A 14985-nucleotide genomic window follows, 5' to 3' on the forward strand; every position below is an offset into this window, starting at 1 on the left:
GATGTATGAAAGAGATAATTGCAAAACTAGCTGATTTTAAGGATTTAAGCAGCGCTGAGATGACAGATGTTATTGAGCGTATTGTCACTGGACGGGTGACAGAGTCTCAAATTGTAGCTTTCTTGCTGGGGCTTAAGATGAAGGGGGAGACGATTGAGGAACGAACTGCTTTGGCTCAGGTAATGCGAGGCCATGCTAAGCAGATTCCAACCACTATTCGCACTGCAATGGACAATTGCGGTACCGGTGGAGACAAGTCTTTCAGCTTCAATATTTCGACTACGGCAGCTTTTATACTGGCAGGTGGCGGGATTAAGATGGCCAAGCACGGCAATCGCTCCATTTCTTCTAAGTCAGGCTCAGCTGATGTGTTAGAAGCTCTGGGTATCAATCTAGACTTGGACGCTGCTAGCTTGGGCAAGGTTTTTGAGCAGACAGGTATCGTCTTTCTCTTTGCAAAGAATATGCACCCAGCCATGAAATACATCATGCCAGCACGTCTTAGCTTAGGCATTCCCACAATCATGAATCTAACTGGCCCCCTTATCCATCCCATGAGTCTAGAAACTCAGCTTTTGGGGACCAGCCGGCCGGATATGTTAGAGAGCACAGCAGAGGTTTTAAAAAATATGGGGCGTAAGCGCGCAGTAGTCGTGTCGGGTCCAGATGGTTTGGACGAGGCGGGTCTTCATGGTCGTACCCAGTATGCTCTGCTGGAAAATGGGCAAATCAGCCTGCACAGCTTTCTGCCATCAGATATTGGCATGGAAGAAATACCTCTTGAAGCGATTCGTGGAGGCAATGCCAAGGAAAATGCAGAAATTCTGCTATCTGTCCTGCAAAATCAAGCCAGCTCCTATCTAGAAATGACAGTTTTGAATGCGGGATTGGGCTTCTATGCTAATGGGAAATCAGACAGCATAGAAGAAGGAATAGCTTTGGCCCGCCAAGTAATTGCTAGTGGCGCAGCCTATGAAAAACTCAAGCAACTACAGGAGTATCAAAAATGAGCAAAGAATTTCTCCCGACCATTCTAAAGCAAAAAGAGCAGGAAGTGGCGGCTATGTCCTATGAAGAGCTGCAGCCTCTGCGCTCAACCTATTCCCTCTATGAGTATCTCAAAAGCCAGTCCCAAGAGCTGCAGCTGATTGCTGAGGTTAAAAAAGCCAGCCCCAGTCTGGGAGATATTAATCTCGGTGTGGATATTGTGGAGCAGGCTCGCACCTATGAACGATGCGGTGCAGCCATGATTTCGGTCCTGACAGATGAGATTTTCTTCAAAGGACATCTGGATTACCTGAGAGAGATTTCCAGTCAAGTGACCATTCCAACCCTCAATAAGGACTTTATCATTGATGAAAAGCAGATTGTTCGCGCCCGAAATGCCGGAGCGACGGTTATTCTTCTGATTGTGGCTGCCTTGTCTGAAAAGCGGCTGCAAGAACTCTATGATTTTGCGACGGGGTTAGGCTTGGAAGTTTTGGTCGAAACCCATAATCTGGCGGAGCTGGAAATTGCCCATAGAATAGGAGCTCAGATTATTGGTGTCAATAACCGCAATCTAGTCACTTTTGAGACAGATATCAATACCAGTCTCCAGCTGTCTGCCCATTTCAAAGATGACAGGGTTTATGTATCTGAGTCCGCTATTTTCAGCAAGGAAGATGCTGAGCTGGTAGCTCCTTATTTCCATGCGGTTTTAGTCGGAACAGCCCTGATGCAGGCAGAGGATGTGGCAGAAAAAATCAAGGAGCTGAAAATTGACAAAGGTTAAGATTTGCGGCTTATCAACGGCCAGCGCTGTGGAAACTGCATGCCAGGCTGGTGCAGATTACATTGGCTTTGTCTTTGCTGAGAGCCGTCGGAGGGTCAGTTTGGAGCAAGCTCAGAATCTAGCTGCCTTGGTGCCGCCTGCTGTCCGAAAGGTAGGAGTTTTCGTCTCTCCGAGCTTGGCAGAGCTACAGGAAGCTATTTCGGTGGCAAATCTGGATTTGGTGCAGATTCATGGCGGTTTTAATGAAGATCTTCTGACTGAGATTGGCCGGCCGGTTATTCGAGCTTATCAGGTCAAGGGAGCGTTAAAAGATGTCAGCCAAAAAGCGGACTACCTGCTCTTTGATGCACCTCTTGCTGGTAGTGGCCAGACCTTTGATTGGCAATCTTTTGACAAGAATCAAATCCACCAGCCCTTCTTTATCGCCGGTGGTTTGAATGCAGGAAATGTCCGAGAAGCGATTCAGCACTTCGCTCCTTACGCAGTTGATGTCTCAAGCGGTGTTGAGACTGACGGCCAGAAGGACTTAGAAAAGATAAAAGAATTTATAGAAAGAGTGAAACATGGCATATAATCAACCCAATCAAGAAGGATTTTACGGTGAGTTTGGTGGGCGCTTTGTTCCCGAAACACTGATGACAGCAGTTTTGGAGCTGGATAAAGCCTACCGTGAGAGTAAAAAAGACCCAGCCTTTCAGGCTGAGCTGGACGAGTTGCTGAAGCAGTATGTAGGGCGGGAGAATCCTCTCTATTTTGCTAAAAATCTGACAGCCTATGCTGGCGGTGCTAAGATTTATCTGAAGCGGGAAGACCTCAACCATACCGGTGCCCATAAAATCAATAATGCTCTAGGTCAGGTTCTATTAGCCAAGCGAATGGGCAAGAAGAAAATCATTGCCGAGACTGGCGCGGGTCAGCATGGAGTGGCCACCGCTACAGCTGCAGCCCTTTTCAACATGGACTGTACTATCTACATGGGTGAAGAAGATGTCAAGCGCCAAGCCCTTAATGTCTTTCGGATGGAACTTCTTGGAGCCAAGGTGGAGTCAGTGACCGATGGCTCTCGAGTCCTCAAGGATGCAGTCAATGCTGCCTTGCGAGCTTGGGTGGCTCAGGTGGATGATACTCACTATATTATGGGCTCAGCCTTGGGACCCCATCCTTTCCCAGAGATTGTTCGCGACTATCAGAGCGTGATTGGTCGTGAGGCCAAGCGTCAGTTTGCTGAGCAAAATGCAGGTGCCTTGCCAGATGCTTTAGTAGCCTGTGTTGGCGGTGGCTCCAATGCTATTGGGCTCTTTTATCCCTTTGTAGACGATAGCGCAGTTGCTATGTATGGAACAGAAGCAGCTGGGCGGGGCGTGGATACAGATGAACATGCTGCGACCTTAACCAAGGGACGGCCGGGTGTTTTACATGGTGCCTTGATGGATGTCCTACAGGATGAGCAAGGGCAGATTCTGGAAGCTTTCTCTATCTCTGCTGGGCTGGACTATCCAGGCATCGGTCCAGAACATTCTCATTTTAATGCTATCCAGCGCGCCACTTATGTCCCAGTCACAGATGAAGAAGCCTTGGAAGCCTTCCAGCTCCTGTCTCGTATCGAAGGGATTATCCCCGCTCTAGAGTCTAGCCACGCTATTGCTTACGCAGTTAAGCTGGCTAAGGAGTTGGGACCAGATAAATCAATGATTGTCTGCCTATCCGGCCGTGGTGACAAGGATGTCGTTCAGGTAAAGGAACGCTTGGAAAGAGAAGCGGCTCAAAAAGGAGGTGCCCATGACTAAAACACTCACTCAGCATTTAGAAGCCATCAAAAAAGCAGGTAAGGGAATTTTCCTTCCATATATCATGGCTGGCGATCATGAGAAAGGTTTAGCAGGATTAGCAGAAACTATCGCATTTTTGGAAAACTTGGGTGTGTCAGCCATTGAAATCGGTCTGCCGTTTTCAGACCCTGTTGCAGACGGGCCAGTTATTGAAGAAGCCGGTCTGAGAAGTCTGGGTCACCATACTTCCGCCAAGTCTTTAATCGCAAGCTTGCAGAAGTTGGACACTCAGCTGCCTCTCATCATCATGACCTACTTCAATCCAATTTTCCAGTACGGGCTCAAAGATTTTGTCAAGGATTTGGCTACGACGCCGGTTAAAGGATTGATTATTCCAGATTTGCCCTACGAACATAGAAATTTCATCTTGCCTTTACTGGAAGATTCAGATATCGCTCTTGTTCCTTTAGTGAGCCTGACGACTGGACTAGAACGCCAGCAGGAGCTGATCAAGGAAGCTGAAGGTTTTATCTATGCTGTAGCCATCAACGGTGTGACAGGTAAGAGCGGAAGCTACCGCGATGATTTGGACCAGCACTTGAGTAAGCTTCGTGATATTGCAGAGATTCCAGTATTGACGGGCTTTGGCGTTTCGACTTTAGAGGATGTTGACCGCTTCAATCAAGTCTCAGACGGAGTCATTGTCGGATCTAAGATTGTCAAAGCTCTTCATGAAAAGGACGCCAGTATAGCGGCCTTTATCCAAGAAGCAGCAGCTTATAAGAAATAATCACCACCACACCAAACAAAAGACAAGGTACAAATGCTAGCCTGTCTTTTTTCTTTTTAAAGCAGAAGCAGGCGAGGCCAGAGAAGCTAGCGATTTGGATAAGAACTAGGGCCTGACCCATGTTCTTGAATTTTATCACCATAAAAAAGTAAGTTTCGTATAATTCATTTTTAAGAAATGTTTGATTTTTGATGTTGATTGAATATTAGTTTGGATATTGCTTATGAATGGTATCTATATAGCTGGTGAAATGTTTCAAGAAATGCTTAGGAGATATAACAGTGATGTATTTTCCAAAAGCAAGCAAGGTATTGTATCCCCAATCATTGTCGTTTAAAGGATAAGTAATCTCGTAAATATTGCTATTAATAGGTTTTATGGCATTATAGCCTAAGAGTTCCACAAATCGATCAAGGACAATTTTCTGGACATGTAGGATGACAGGTACTTTGTTTTCATTCATCCATGTACCACCATCATAGGGAAGTGGTGTAAAATGTCTTTTTGAAAAAGTATCAGAGAGAGTAAGTTCACTAATTCTAGCAACTTTAAAAACAGAAAAACGCGCTTTATCAGTATCGTAGGCATCCATATACCAACTCCGGTCCTTATAGACAATACGGTAAGGCTCACAATTTTTTTGACTCACCAGTCCTTGTGAATTAATATAGGAAAATTTTATTTTTACTCTACCTCTGATAGCTTCCAATAACTTAAAAATCAAAGTTCGTATTTCCAAGTTCCCTTGAGATAGAGACAAATCAATTTCGAAATCAGAGTATGTATTGGTAGCATTTAATTTCAATATAGCATTGAAAGTAGAGGTATCTTCCAATACTTGATAGCGACTTTTTAAACCGGATTCGATTGAAAGTCGTTCGGATTGAGTCAAGGGAGGTTTATCAGTTTGAAAGTCTTCCATAAGAAAAATTCCTCCGTTTTTTCCTTTCATTACATAGAGAGGAATGCCTGCAAGAGATAAATCATCAATATCTCTCATAATAGTTCGGGTGCTGACTTTAAAAAGTTCTGATAGTTCTTTAGCTGTTGTTTTTCGTTGATTTACTAAATGAGAAATGATTCCCATTTGACGGTCAATTTTCATGATTTTCTCCTTAAATATGACAGATAGATGTCATATTACTTTTGTTATGATTATACCATAAAGAAAGGAGTTCATATAATGAAACATCAAACCAAACCATCGTTTACCCTGATTGGCAGGAGTATTTTGATAGAAGGAACTACGGTTCATGAACAGCACTATTCTAAAGAGAAGACAGCGTTCTACGCTCAGTTATTTAAAGAAGGAATGCTGGGGAAATTGATGCCCCATTCTCTAGACAAAAAAGGCTATGCTTTGATTGTTCCTCATAAAGATGGTATTCAATACTACGCAGGAGTTGCGGCAAAGAATGCTGTGGCAGACTACGAAAGCATTCTCGTCCCAGAGAAAGATTATTTAGTAAGTTCAGCCAGTGGTGATAAATCAAGACTCCTGTTTGACCAATTGGAGGATAACTTTTTTGAGGAAGAAAGCAGTTCCCTTTACCAAGATGGAATTATCTTAGAAATACTTTTAAACGGGAATCCTATGGATGCAGAAGTTGAGCTTTGGGTTCCAGTTCAGTAAAAGAGTAGGGATTTATAAGAAATAATCACCACCACACCAAACAAAAGACAAGGTACAAATGCTAGCCTGTCTTTTTTCTTTTTAAAGCAGAAGCAGGCGAGGCCAGAGAAGCTAGCGATTTGGATAAGAAGGAGAATTTCTGTTAGATTGAAAATAGCTGAGCAGGACGCCAGAAAGAGAAAGTCTCCAGCTCCGATATGGAGATTGTAAAAGAAGGCTAGAAGTCCTAGGGTTAAAAAGAAGAACATGAGAGGATTGACACTTGTTGTCATCATCAGCGAAAGCTGAAAAAACAGCCAGACCATCAAGGGGTATTGCTGCTCTCTTTGATCGTAGATGGCTAGGATCAAGCCCATAGTGAGCAGTAGAAGTTGACTGATGGAAATCGTGCCAAGTGAGGATGCCAGAAAAAGACCGCCCAAGATAGATTCAAAAAATAAATAGCGTAAGGGAATCTTGTCTCCGCAGAAGCGGCAACGAAGCCGGTTCATGACTTGGGAAAAAATAGGAATCAAATCACGCGGTGCCAACCTTTTCCCGCAGGCATTGCAATGACTAGCTGGGGTGATGATAGACTGCTCTGGAAAGCGGTCTATGACCAAGCCTAGGAATGAGGCAAAGACAATGCCAATAATAAATAAGTATAGATGAATCATACTTATTTATTCGTAAATTTAAACAGAAAAATTCTGAAATTTTGCGACTTTTCTAATAAAGTCTTTTTTTGAATCTTTTGTCTTGACTTTCTTATTTAGAAGCATTATAATTAAACCATAATCTAAAAAGATTAGAATCATTATAAATAAAAAAGAGGTAGATACAATGATACAAGTAAAAAATGGTGCAGCAACTGACGTAGCAACTTTCAGCAATCAAAAGGCTTTGCCAAAGACTAAGGCTATTCTTAACCAAGTAGTGGCAGACCTTTATACAGCTCATATTGCTCTTCACCAAGTTCACTGGTATATGCGTGGCGCAGGCTTCATGGTTTGGCATCCAAAAATGGATGAATACATGGAAACTTTGGATACAACTTTGGATGAAGTCAGCGAGCGCTTGATTACACTGGGAGGCAAGCCTTATTCTACATTGACAGAATTTATCCAACACAGCAAGATTGAAGAAAAAGCTGGTGAATTCAGCAAGAATGTAGAAGAAAGTCTGGCGCGTGTGATTGAGATTTTCCGTTATCTGACAAGTCTTTACCAAGAAGCTTTGGATGTAACAGACGAAGAGGGGGACGATGTAACCAATGATATCTTTGTTGGTGCCAAGGCTGACCTTGAAAAGACTATCTGGATGCTGACAGCTGAAATTGGTCAAGCACCAGGTTTATAAAAAGTTATCCATGCCAAACAGAAAGGAAACAGGCTTTCCTTTCTGTTTTTTCATCTTGAAAAACACTGGAAAATCTGATAAAATATAGCTCATGAAAACCCTGTATGATGTTCAGCAATTTCTTAAAAGTTTCGGCATCATTATCTATATGGGCAAGCGCCTTTACGATATTGAGATGATGAAAATTGAGCTGAAGAGGATTTACGACGCCGGTCTAATGGATAAGCTAGCTTATTTTGAGGCGGAGGCTGTCTTGCGCCGAGAACATCGCTTAGAGTTAGAATATTTAGAAAAGAAAAAGGAGACTTGAGATGACAATTTGGATTTTGTGGGCGGTACTTTTGGGAATAATTGGCTGGATGGGCTTTAATTATCTACGCCTTCGTCAGGCGGCAAAAATCGTGGATAACGGAGAATTTGAAGACTTGATTCGCCAAGGTCAGTTGGTTGATCTGCGGGATCCATCTGATTTTCATCGGAAGCATATCTTAGGCGCTCGCAATATTCCATCTCAGCAGCTCAAGGAAAGTGTCGGTGCACTTCGCAAGGACAAGGCTGTTCTCCTCTATGAAAATAGTCGCGGTCAGCGCGTAACCAATGCGGCTCTGTATCTGAAAAAACAAGGATTTAAAGAAATCTATATTCTTTCTTATGGGTTGGATTCTTGGAACGGAAAGGTGAAGGCTAGCTGATAAAACGATTCATGAACGGATATAGGAATTAAGAAAAAAGCTTTATTTTTTAAAGCTTTTTTGTTTTACCAACTTTTCTCCAAATATTTTTTAATAACCCCTAATTCTTCTTGGTTCAAAGCACGGTAATCGCCTTTTGCTAGATCTGGGTCTAATGTAAAATCTCCGAATTGAATTCGCTTGAGATAGGTGACCTTGACACCAACTGCCAGAAACATCTTTTTGATCTGGTGGAATTTCCCCTCAGAAATCCTGACGCTAGCACGGCTCAGACTGGAGCTGGTAGAGAGGATATAAAGCTGGGCAGGCTGACAGACGGTGTCGTCTAAAAAGCGAATGCCTTCTTGAAAGGTAATTTTATCCTGAGAGGTTAAAGGTCCATTGACTTCTACATAGTAAGTTTTTTCAACGTGGTATTGAGGGTGCAGCAGCTGAAATCCCAGAGGACCATTATCGGTAATCAGAAGAAGCCCTTCGGTATCTCTATCCAGCCGTCCGATAGAGTAAAGATTTTCTTTCTCTATCTCCTTATCCAGCAAATCCAGGACAGTCAATTTTTCAGCGTCACGATTGGCTGTGACTGCGCCAGCGGGTTTATTCAGCATGTAGTAACGGTGGGCAGTGCCGCTGACATGTTTGCCTTGAAAAGTAATCTGCTGCAGGCCGGTATCAACATTTTGGCTGAGTTTGTAGGCGGGCTTATCATCCACTAAAATCTGTTTTTGCAAAAGGCTTTGTTTCATCTTTTTTCGGCTGATATGATTGGCAGCCAGCAGTTGGTCGAGGCGCATCTGTTTTCCTTATTTTTTTCTAAATCATATCATAAATTTTCAGGATGGGAAATGCAAATCCTCACGGAGCTCCCATATTTTTTAATGAAAACATTTACACTCATCAAAGCCGTGTTTTTTGCCTGCGTCTGTGGTATAATTGTTCAGTTAGAAATAAAATTTAAAAATTCAGAGGAAATCATGACAAAATTAAGAGAAGATATCCGTAACATTGCGATTATCGCCCACGTTGACCACGGGAAAACAACCCTCGTTGACGAATTATTGAAGCAGTCTGAAACTCTTGATGCTCGTACAGAGTTGGCAGAGCGTGCTATGGACTCAAACGATATCGAAAAAGAGCGCGGTATTACGATCCTTGCTAAAAATACAGCCGTTGCTTACAATGGAACTCGTATCAATATCATGGACACACCAGGACACGCGGACTTCGGTGGAGAAGTTGAGCGTATCATGAAAATGGTTGACGGTGTTGTTTTGGTGGTAGATGCCTACGAAGGAACCATGCCACAAACTCGTTTCGTATTGAAAAAAGCCCTGGAACAGGATCTTGTCCCAATCGTTGTTGTCAACAAAATCGACAAACCATCAGCTCGTCCAGCAGAAGTAGTAGACGAAGTATTAGAACTCTTCATTGAGCTTGGTGCAGACGATGACCAGCTTGATTTCCCAGTTGTTTATGCTTCAGCTATCAACGGAACTTCTTCACTTTCTGACGATCCTGCTGATCAAGAAAAAACAATGGCACCAATCTTTGATACCATTATCGACCATATCCCAGCTCCAGTGGACAACTCTGATGAACCTTTGCAGTTCCAAGTCTCACTCTTGGACTACAATGACTTTGTAGGTCGTATTGGTATCGGACGTGTCTTTCGTGGTACTGTTAAGGTTGGGGACCAAGTTACCCTTTCTAAACTAGACGGAACAACGAAGAACTTCCGTGTCACAAAACTCTTTGGTTTCTTTGGCTTGGAGCGTCGTGAAATCAACGAAGCAAAAGCGGGTGACTTGATTGCTGTATCAGGTATGGAAGATATCTTTGTTGGTGAGACGATTACACCGACAGATACCATTGAGCCTCTTCCAATCCTTCACATCGATGAGCCAACGCTTCAAATGACTTTCTTGGTCAACAACTCACCTTTTGCTGGCCGGGAAGGGAAATGGGTAACCTCTCGTAAGGTGGAAGAACGCTTGCAAGCAGAATTGCAGACAGACGTATCCCTTCGTGTTGACCCAACAGATTCACCAGATAAGTGGACAGTTTCAGGTCGTGGCGAATTACACTTGTCAATCCTGATCGAAACCATGCGTCGTGAAGGATATGAGTTGCAAGTATCTCGTCCAGAAGTTATCGTAAAAGAAATCGATGGCGTTAAGTGCGAGCCATTTGAGCGTGTCCAAATTGATACTCCAGAAGAATACCAAGGATCTGTTATCCAAAGCCTTTCTGAACGTAAGGGTGAAATGTTGGATATGATCTCAACTGGTAATGGTCAAACTCGTTTGGTCTTCCTTGTTCCAGCGCGTGGTTTGATCGGATACTCAACTGAGTTCTTGTCAATGACCCGTGGTTACGGTATCATGAACCATACCTTCGACCAATACTTGCCATTGATTCCAGGTGAAATTGGTGGACGTCACCGTGGTGCGCTTGTTTCCATCGATGCTGGTAAGGCAACGACCTACTCTATCATGTCTATCGAAGAGCGCGGAACTATTTTTGTTAACCCAGGTACTGAGGTTTATGAAGGAATGATCATCGGTGAAAACTCTCGTGAAAATGACTTAACTGTTAATATCACTAAAGCCAAGCAGATGACCAACGTTCGTTCTGCAACCAAGGATCAGACAGCGGTTATCAAGACACCACGTATCTTGACCTTGGAAGAATCGCTGGAGTTCTTGAACGATGATGAGTACATGGAAGTAACGCCAGAATCTATTCGTCTGCGTAAGCAAATTTTGAACAAACAAGAACGCGAAAAAGCCAATAAAAAGAAAAAATCAGCTGCAGCTGAATAAGCAAAAAGGAAAGGAGCAGCAAGATGGTTTATCTTATCATTGGGATTTTAATCCTCTTTTTCTACATTTTTGCTGTTCCATCCAGTATTAAAGGGACTGTTAATGCAGTGACCATGGTGCTACTGATTGTAGCCTTAATTATCTTATTTGGCTTAGGCATTTTTAAAATTTTCCAGTTGCCGGCTGAATATTTTGTAGGTTTCGGCCTATCCGTAGTGACTGTCTTGGCTTTGCGGGATATCAATCGCCTCAAGACGCCTAAGAAATCAAAAAAGAATTTTGATGAAGAATAAAAAAGAGCAAGAGCTTAGAAAGTCGGATAGACGTTTTGAGCTTTTGCTCTTTTTCTTTACAAAAACAATAGGTTTATGTTACAAAATATTTCAAATAGATGAAAACATATCATTTTTTTCAAAACTTGCTTACAGTCGAAAATAAAAGACTCCTATGACTTTTTTATTTTCACAAAAAAAGGTAAAATAGAATGAAGTATGAATGGAAGAGGTTGCTTATGAAAAATATAACAAATTTTACCAATAAAAAGGTCTTGGTTTTGGGATTGGCCAAGTCGGGTGAGTCAGCAGCTCGCCTTTTAGATAAATTAGGAGCTATCGTGACAGTTAACGACGGCAAACCTTTTGAGGAAAATCCTGCTGCCCAATCCTTGCTAGAAGAAGGCATAAAAGTGGTGACAGGAGGTCATCCCTTGGAGTTGCTGGACGAAGACTTTGAACTGATGGTGAAAAATCCAGGTATTCCTTATGACAATGCCATGGTCGTCCGAGCTCTGGAGAAGAAGATTCCAGTTATTACTGAAGTCGAGTTGGCTTATCTGATTTCGGAAGCACCGATTATTGGTATTACGGGTTCAAACGGCAAAACGACGACAACAACCATGATTGCGCAAGTCTTGACGGCTGGCGGTCAAAACGGTTTATTGTCTGGTAATATCGGCTTTCCTGCTAGTCAGGTAGCCCAAACAGCCAGCAGCAAAGATACATTGGTCATGGAACTGTCTTCCTTCCAGTTGATGGGGATTGAAGATTTTCATCCGCAAATCGCTGTTATTACTAACCTCATGCCGACTCATTTGGATTATCACGGCTCTGTTGAGGAATATGCAGCTGCCAAGTGGAATATCCAGAAAAACATGACAGCTGATGATTATTTGGTTTTGAATTTCAATCAGGACTGGGCCAAGGAAATGGCTAGCCATACTCAGGCTACTGTTGTCCCTTTTTCAACAACTGAAAAGGTGGATGGTGCCTATTTAGAGGGTGATGTCTTGACCTTCCGTGGAGAAGCGATTATGCAGGCGGCTGAAATCGGCGTCCCTGGCAGTCATAATGTCGAAAATGCTCTGGCTACGATTGCAGTAGCCAAACTGCGTGGCATTGACAATCAGACGATCAAAGAAGTCTTGTCTGCTTTTGGTGGTGTTAAGCACCGCCTCCAGTATGTGGGGCAGGTGAATGAGGTTGCCTTTTACAATGACAGCAAGTCTACCAATATCTTGGCAACCCAGAAAGCCTTATCTGGTTTTGACAATAGCAAGGTGATTCTGATTGCAGGCGGCTTGGACCGTGGTAATGAATTTGACGAGTTGGTGCCTGACCTCAAAGGTCTCAAGAAAATGGTTATCCTAGGACAATCGGCTGCGCGTGTAAAGAGAGCAGCTGATCAGGCTGGCGTTTCTTATCTAGATGCGACTGATGTCCGGGATGCAGCTCATAAGGCCTTTGCTCAAGCGGAGCCAGGAGACATTGTCTTGCTCAGTCCTGCCAATGCCAGCTGGGATATGTATAGTAATTTTGAAGTACGTGGCGAAGAATTTCTCGCTGCATTTGAAGAATTAAAAGGTTAAGATGAAAAAGATTGTATTTACAGGTGGAGGAACGGTCGGCCATGTAACCCTCAACCTTCTCCTAATTCCGAAATTTATCAAAGAAGGCTGGCAGGTCCATTATATTGGCGATAAGCATGGTATTGAGTATCAGGAAATCCAAAAGTCAGGACTGGACGTGACCTTCCATTCGGTAGCTACGGGCAAGCTTCGTCGCTACTTTTCTTGGCAGAATCTGCTGGATGGCTTTAAGGTCGTCTGGGGGATTTTCCAGTCGCTGGGCATTATGCTCAAGGTACGGCCGCAGGCCCTCTTTTCTAAGGGTGGCTTTGTGTCCGTTCCGCCTGTGATTGCAGCCCGACTGTCCGGAGTGCCAGTCTATGTTCATGAGTCGGATCTATCCATTGGCTTGGCCAATAAAATCGCCTATAAGTGTGCGACAAAGATGTATGCGACCTTTGAGCAAAGTTCCAGTCTAACCAAGATTGAGCATGTCGGAGCTGTGACCAAGGTCGGTAACCAAGAGTCAGTTCTACCGCAGGAACTAGAAGAAATTCGTCAGTATTTTGATAATGAGCTGCCCACCCTGCTTTTTGTCGGTGGTTCTGCTGGTGCTAAGGTCTTCAATGACTTTGTCAGCCAGAATCAAGCTGTGCTGACCGAACGCTACAACGTTATCAATCTGACAGGCGATGCAAGTTTGGATGTTCTGTCTGACCGTCTCTTTCGCAGAGCCTATGTGACAGAGCTCTACCAGCCTTTGATGGACTTGGCAGATGTAGTGGTGACTCGCGGCGGTTCCAATACAATCTTTGAGCTCTTGGCTATGGCTAAGCTGCATATTATCGTTCCTCTGGGACGCGAAGCCAGCCGCGGCGATCAGATTGAAAATGCGGATTATTTTGTGAAAAAGGGATATGCCAAGCAATTGGCAGAGGAACAGCTGGATATGAGCCATTTACAGACAGTTCTTGATGACCTTTTGGCGAACCAAGCTTCTTATCATCAAGCTATGAAAAATTCTCAGGAAATCAAGTCTGTAGATGAATTTTATGCTTTATTGAAAGCGGATATTGACAAGGGAAAGAAATGAGCAAGAAAAACCACGATGAGCCAAAGGAAGAGGTAAGTGAGCACCTATCTGAATGGCAGAAACGAAACAAAGAATATCTTGAAAAGAAGGCTCAGGAAGAAGCAAGTAAACAGAAGGAGCTGGAAGAAGAGGAAGTAAAAGAAGCTGAAGCTGAGGACTCAATCGAAGGCGGAGAAATAGCTGAAGAGACGGAAGAAGACGACTCATCTTATGAAGAGGAAGAAACAGAATATTTGGAAGATGACTCATCTGAACCTGAGCTAGAGACCGAATTGGGCGAGAAAGAGCGCAAAAAACTGGAGAAACTTCAGAAAAAGGCAGAAAAAGAAGCTGCTAAGGTGCATATCTCGAGGATTCATATTTATCGAGCGCTGCCGGTTTTGCTGGGCAGTGGCTTGATTTTTCTCCTGTCAGTCTATTTTTTGACGCCACTGGCGACCATGAAGACAATCAAATTTTCAGGGAATCAAATGGTCAGTCAGGAAGATCTGCTCAAAAGCAGTAAAATTGATGAGAAGGACTATACTTTAACAACTTTTATCAATGGCGGCAATCATATCCGCAATATGAAAGCTTCTAGTCCTTGGATTAACAACCTGGAGATGGCTTATCAGTTTCCGATTACTTTTCAGGTAAAGGTCAAGGAGTACGGAGTTCTGGCCTATCTGCATGAAGGTGGCCAGTACTATCCTATTCTGACAAATGGGGAGATTATTTCGGAACCAACTGCTGCAGATTCTATGCCGGAAACCCATATTTCGATAGAGTTTTCAGATAAAAAATTGATTAAGGAATTTGCCCTTCAAATTGAAAAGGTACCGGCTTCGGTCAAGAAAAATATTAAGACAGTTCAGTTGACTCCAAGCAAGGTGACACCAGACTTGGTTACGCTGACCATGCATGATGGCAACAAAGTCTTGGTACCAATTTCGCATATTGCCAAAAAACTGCCATATTACAAGGGAATCCAATCGCAGCTGGAAGAGGATGTACCTAGTGTTGTAGATATGGAAGCAGGGATTTTTAGTTATGTTGAAGGAGCTCAAAACGAGTCATCTTCTTCTGATGAAGAAAAGCAGAAAGCAGAAGAGGAATCGACGGGACAGCCAACAGAACAAGCGGCTGAGCAGGTGACAGAAAGTCAGGAACAAGAACCTGCAGAGCCGCAAAATTCGACAGAAAACCCGGGAACTGCTGAAAATCGCTAAATTATATGTAGAAAAACTGCACATTT

At 43.3% G+C, this 14985-nt stretch carries 17 protein-coding genes; 14 read left to right on the top strand and 3 right to left on the bottom strand.

The window, feature by feature from the left end:
* Positions 1-5 precede the first annotated feature (5 nt).
* From trpD to trpA, 5 genes are read left to right on the top strand one after another with little or no spacing between them, the layout of a single operon-like run.
* The gene (gene trpD, locus J1C86_RS03120) at positions 6-1010 is read left to right on the top strand and encodes an anthranilate phosphoribosyltransferase (protein ID WP_002900938.1); all 1005 of its coding nucleotides are present in this window, start codon (positions 6-8) and stop codon (positions 1008-1010) included.
* Positions 1007-1774: an indole-3-glycerol phosphate synthase TrpC gene (gene trpC, locus J1C86_RS03125; RefSeq protein WP_002900936.1), complete on the top strand. Its 768-nt coding sequence runs from the start codon at positions 1007-1009 to the stop codon at positions 1772-1774. Before trpD ends, trpC begins: the two co-directional genes overlap by 4 nt.
* Positions 1761-2348: a phosphoribosylanthranilate isomerase gene (locus tag J1C86_RS03130; RefSeq protein ID WP_125409401.1), complete on the top strand. Its 588-nt coding sequence runs from the start codon at positions 1761-1763 to the stop codon at positions 2346-2348. The genes trpC and J1C86_RS03130 overlap by 14 nt, the downstream gene beginning before the upstream one ends.
* Complete coding sequence (gene trpB / locus J1C86_RS03135) at positions 2338-3561, top strand: tryptophan synthase subunit beta (protein ID WP_002900933.1); 1224 nt, start codon at positions 2338-2340, stop codon at positions 3559-3561. Before J1C86_RS03130 ends, trpB begins: the two co-directional genes overlap by 11 nt.
* Positions 3554-4333 (top strand): tryptophan synthase subunit alpha, encoded by a 780-nt coding sequence (gene trpA / locus J1C86_RS03140; protein WP_002900932.1) that lies wholly within the window; start codon positions 3554-3556, stop codon positions 4331-4333. The genes trpB and trpA overlap by 8 nt, the downstream gene beginning before the upstream one ends.
* A 205-nt stretch (positions 4334-4538) precedes the next feature.
* Here the strand turns inward: trpA and J1C86_RS03145 are convergent, their stop codons facing one another.
* On the bottom strand, positions 4539-5438 hold the full coding sequence (locus J1C86_RS03145; protein ID WP_002911953.1) for a helix-turn-helix transcriptional regulator: 900 nt from the start codon (positions 5436-5438) through the stop codon (positions 4539-4541).
* Positions 5439-5516: 78 nt separating this feature from the next.
* Here J1C86_RS03145 and J1C86_RS03150 point away from each other — a divergent pair, with 78 nt between their 5' ends.
* Positions 5517-5966: an effector binding domain-containing protein gene (locus J1C86_RS03150; protein ID WP_011836639.1), complete on the top strand. Its 450-nt coding sequence runs from the start codon at positions 5517-5519 to the stop codon at positions 5964-5966.
* On the opposite strand, the gene J1C86_RS03155 is transcribed toward J1C86_RS03150, so the two are convergent.
* Positions 5960-6622: a prepilin peptidase gene (locus J1C86_RS03155; protein WP_125408820.1), complete on the bottom strand. Its 663-nt coding sequence runs from the start codon at positions 6620-6622 to the stop codon at positions 5960-5962. The two genes, J1C86_RS03150 and J1C86_RS03155, sit on opposite strands and share 7 nt — an antisense overlap.
* Before the next feature lie 166 nt (positions 6623-6788).
* On the opposite strand from J1C86_RS03155, the gene J1C86_RS03160 reads away from it, so the two are divergent.
* The 3 genes from J1C86_RS03160 to J1C86_RS03170 all read left to right on the top strand — a co-directional run bounded on the left by J1C86_RS03160 (position 6789) and on the right by J1C86_RS03170 (position 7996).
* On the top strand, positions 6789-7304 hold the full coding sequence (locus J1C86_RS03160) for a Dps family protein (RefSeq protein ID WP_125408821.1): 516 nt from the start codon (positions 6789-6791) through the stop codon (positions 7302-7304).
* 91 nt (positions 7305-7395) lie between these two features.
* Positions 7396-7614: a YqgQ family protein gene (locus tag J1C86_RS03165; protein WP_002898045.1), complete on the top strand. Its 219-nt coding sequence runs from the start codon at positions 7396-7398 to the stop codon at positions 7612-7614.
* Position 7615: 1 nt separating this feature from the next.
* A complete protein-coding gene (locus J1C86_RS03170) occupies positions 7616-7996 on the top strand; it encodes a rhodanese-like domain-containing protein (RefSeq protein ID WP_002898044.1) in 381 nt (126 codons plus the stop codon).
* A gap of 65 nt (positions 7997-8061) precedes the next feature.
* Here the strand turns inward: J1C86_RS03170 and J1C86_RS03175 are convergent, their stop codons facing one another.
* Positions 8062-8787 carry a 16S rRNA pseudouridine(516) synthase gene (locus J1C86_RS03175; protein WP_125408822.1) on the bottom strand — a complete coding sequence of 242 codons (726 nt, stop codon included), beginning with the start codon at positions 8785-8787 and terminating at the stop codon, positions 8062-8064.
* Positions 8788-8967: 180 nt separating this feature from the next.
* Between J1C86_RS03175 and typA the strand changes: the two genes are divergently transcribed.
* The 5 genes from typA to J1C86_RS03200 all read left to right on the top strand — a co-directional run bounded on the left by typA (position 8968) and on the right by J1C86_RS03200 (position 14959).
* Complete coding sequence (gene typA, locus J1C86_RS03180; RefSeq protein ID WP_032916279.1) at positions 8968-10815, top strand: translational GTPase TypA; 1848 nt, start codon at positions 8968-8970, stop codon at positions 10813-10815.
* Between the two features lie 23 nt (positions 10816-10838).
* Complete coding sequence (locus J1C86_RS03185; RefSeq protein WP_002907048.1) at positions 10839-11108, top strand: DUF3165 family protein; 270 nt, start codon at positions 10839-10841, stop codon at positions 11106-11108.
* A gap of 218 nt (positions 11109-11326) precedes the next feature.
* On the top strand, positions 11327-12679 hold the full coding sequence (gene murD, locus J1C86_RS03190) for a UDP-N-acetylmuramoyl-L-alanine--D-glutamate ligase (RefSeq protein WP_125408823.1): 1353 nt from the start codon (positions 11327-11329) through the stop codon (positions 12677-12679).
* Between the two features lies 1 nt (position 12680).
* Complete coding sequence (locus tag J1C86_RS03195; RefSeq protein WP_061592102.1) at positions 12681-13751, top strand: UDP-N-acetylglucosamine--N-acetylmuramyl-(pentapeptide) pyrophosphoryl-undecaprenol N-acetylglucosamine transferase; 1071 nt, start codon at positions 12681-12683, stop codon at positions 13749-13751.
* On the top strand, positions 13748-14959 hold the full coding sequence (locus J1C86_RS03200) for a cell division protein FtsQ/DivIB (protein WP_101771134.1): 1212 nt from the start codon (positions 13748-13750) through the stop codon (positions 14957-14959). The genes J1C86_RS03195 and J1C86_RS03200 overlap by 4 nt, the downstream gene beginning before the upstream one ends.
* Positions 14960-14985: the final 26 nt, after the last annotated feature.

It is taken from the genome of Streptococcus sanguinis (assembly GCF_050220005.1).
GTDB lineage: Bacteria > Bacillota > Bacilli > Lactobacillales > Streptococcaceae > Streptococcus > Streptococcus sanguinis_Z.

Excerpts from the sequence above, each read along its gene's own strand:
- trpA (WP_002900932.1), top strand. The coding sequence starts at position 3,554 with ATGACTAAAACACTCACTCAGCATTTAGAAGCCATCAAAAAAGCAGGT.
- J1C86_RS03195 (WP_061592102.1), top strand. The coding sequence starts at position 12,681 with ATGAAAAAGATTGTATTTACAGGTGGAGGAACGGTCGGCCATGTAACC.
- J1C86_RS03145 (WP_002911953.1), bottom strand. The coding sequence starts at position 5,438 with ATGAAAATTGACCGTCAAATGGGAATCATTTCTCATTTAGTAAATCAA.
- J1C86_RS03175 (WP_125408822.1), bottom strand. The coding sequence starts at position 8,787 with ATGCGCCTCGACCAACTGCTGGCTGCCAATCATATCAGCCGAAAAAAG.
- J1C86_RS03155 (WP_125408820.1), bottom strand. The coding sequence starts at position 6,622 with ATGATTCATCTATACTTATTTATTATTGGCATTGTCTTTGCCTCATTC.
- typA (WP_032916279.1), top strand. The coding sequence starts at position 8,968 with ATGACAAAATTAAGAGAAGATATCCGTAACATTGCGATTATCGCCCAC.
- J1C86_RS03185 (WP_002907048.1), top strand. The coding sequence starts at position 10,839 with ATGGTTTATCTTATCATTGGGATTTTAATCCTCTTTTTCTACATTTTT.
- J1C86_RS03170 (WP_002898044.1), top strand. The coding sequence starts at position 7,616 with ATGACAATTTGGATTTTGTGGGCGGTACTTTTGGGAATAATTGGCTGG.
- trpD (WP_002900938.1), top strand. The coding sequence starts at position 6 with ATGAAAGAGATAATTGCAAAACTAGCTGATTTTAAGGATTTAAGCAGC.
- J1C86_RS03200 (WP_101771134.1), top strand. The coding sequence starts at position 13,748 with ATGAGCAAGAAAAACCACGATGAGCCAAAGGAAGAGGTAAGTGAGCAC.
- trpC (WP_002900936.1), top strand. The coding sequence starts at position 1,007 with ATGAGCAAAGAATTTCTCCCGACCATTCTAAAGCAAAAAGAGCAGGAA.
- trpB (WP_002900933.1), top strand. The coding sequence starts at position 2,338 with ATGGCATATAATCAACCCAATCAAGAAGGATTTTACGGTGAGTTTGGT.
- J1C86_RS03160 (WP_125408821.1), top strand. The coding sequence starts at position 6,789 with ATGATACAAGTAAAAAATGGTGCAGCAACTGACGTAGCAACTTTCAGC.
- J1C86_RS03165 (WP_002898045.1), top strand. The coding sequence starts at position 7,396 with ATGAAAACCCTGTATGATGTTCAGCAATTTCTTAAAAGTTTCGGCATC.
- murD (WP_125408823.1), top strand. The coding sequence starts at position 11,327 with ATGAAAAATATAACAAATTTTACCAATAAAAAGGTCTTGGTTTTGGGA.
- J1C86_RS03150 (WP_011836639.1), top strand. The coding sequence starts at position 5,517 with ATGAAACATCAAACCAAACCATCGTTTACCCTGATTGGCAGGAGTATT.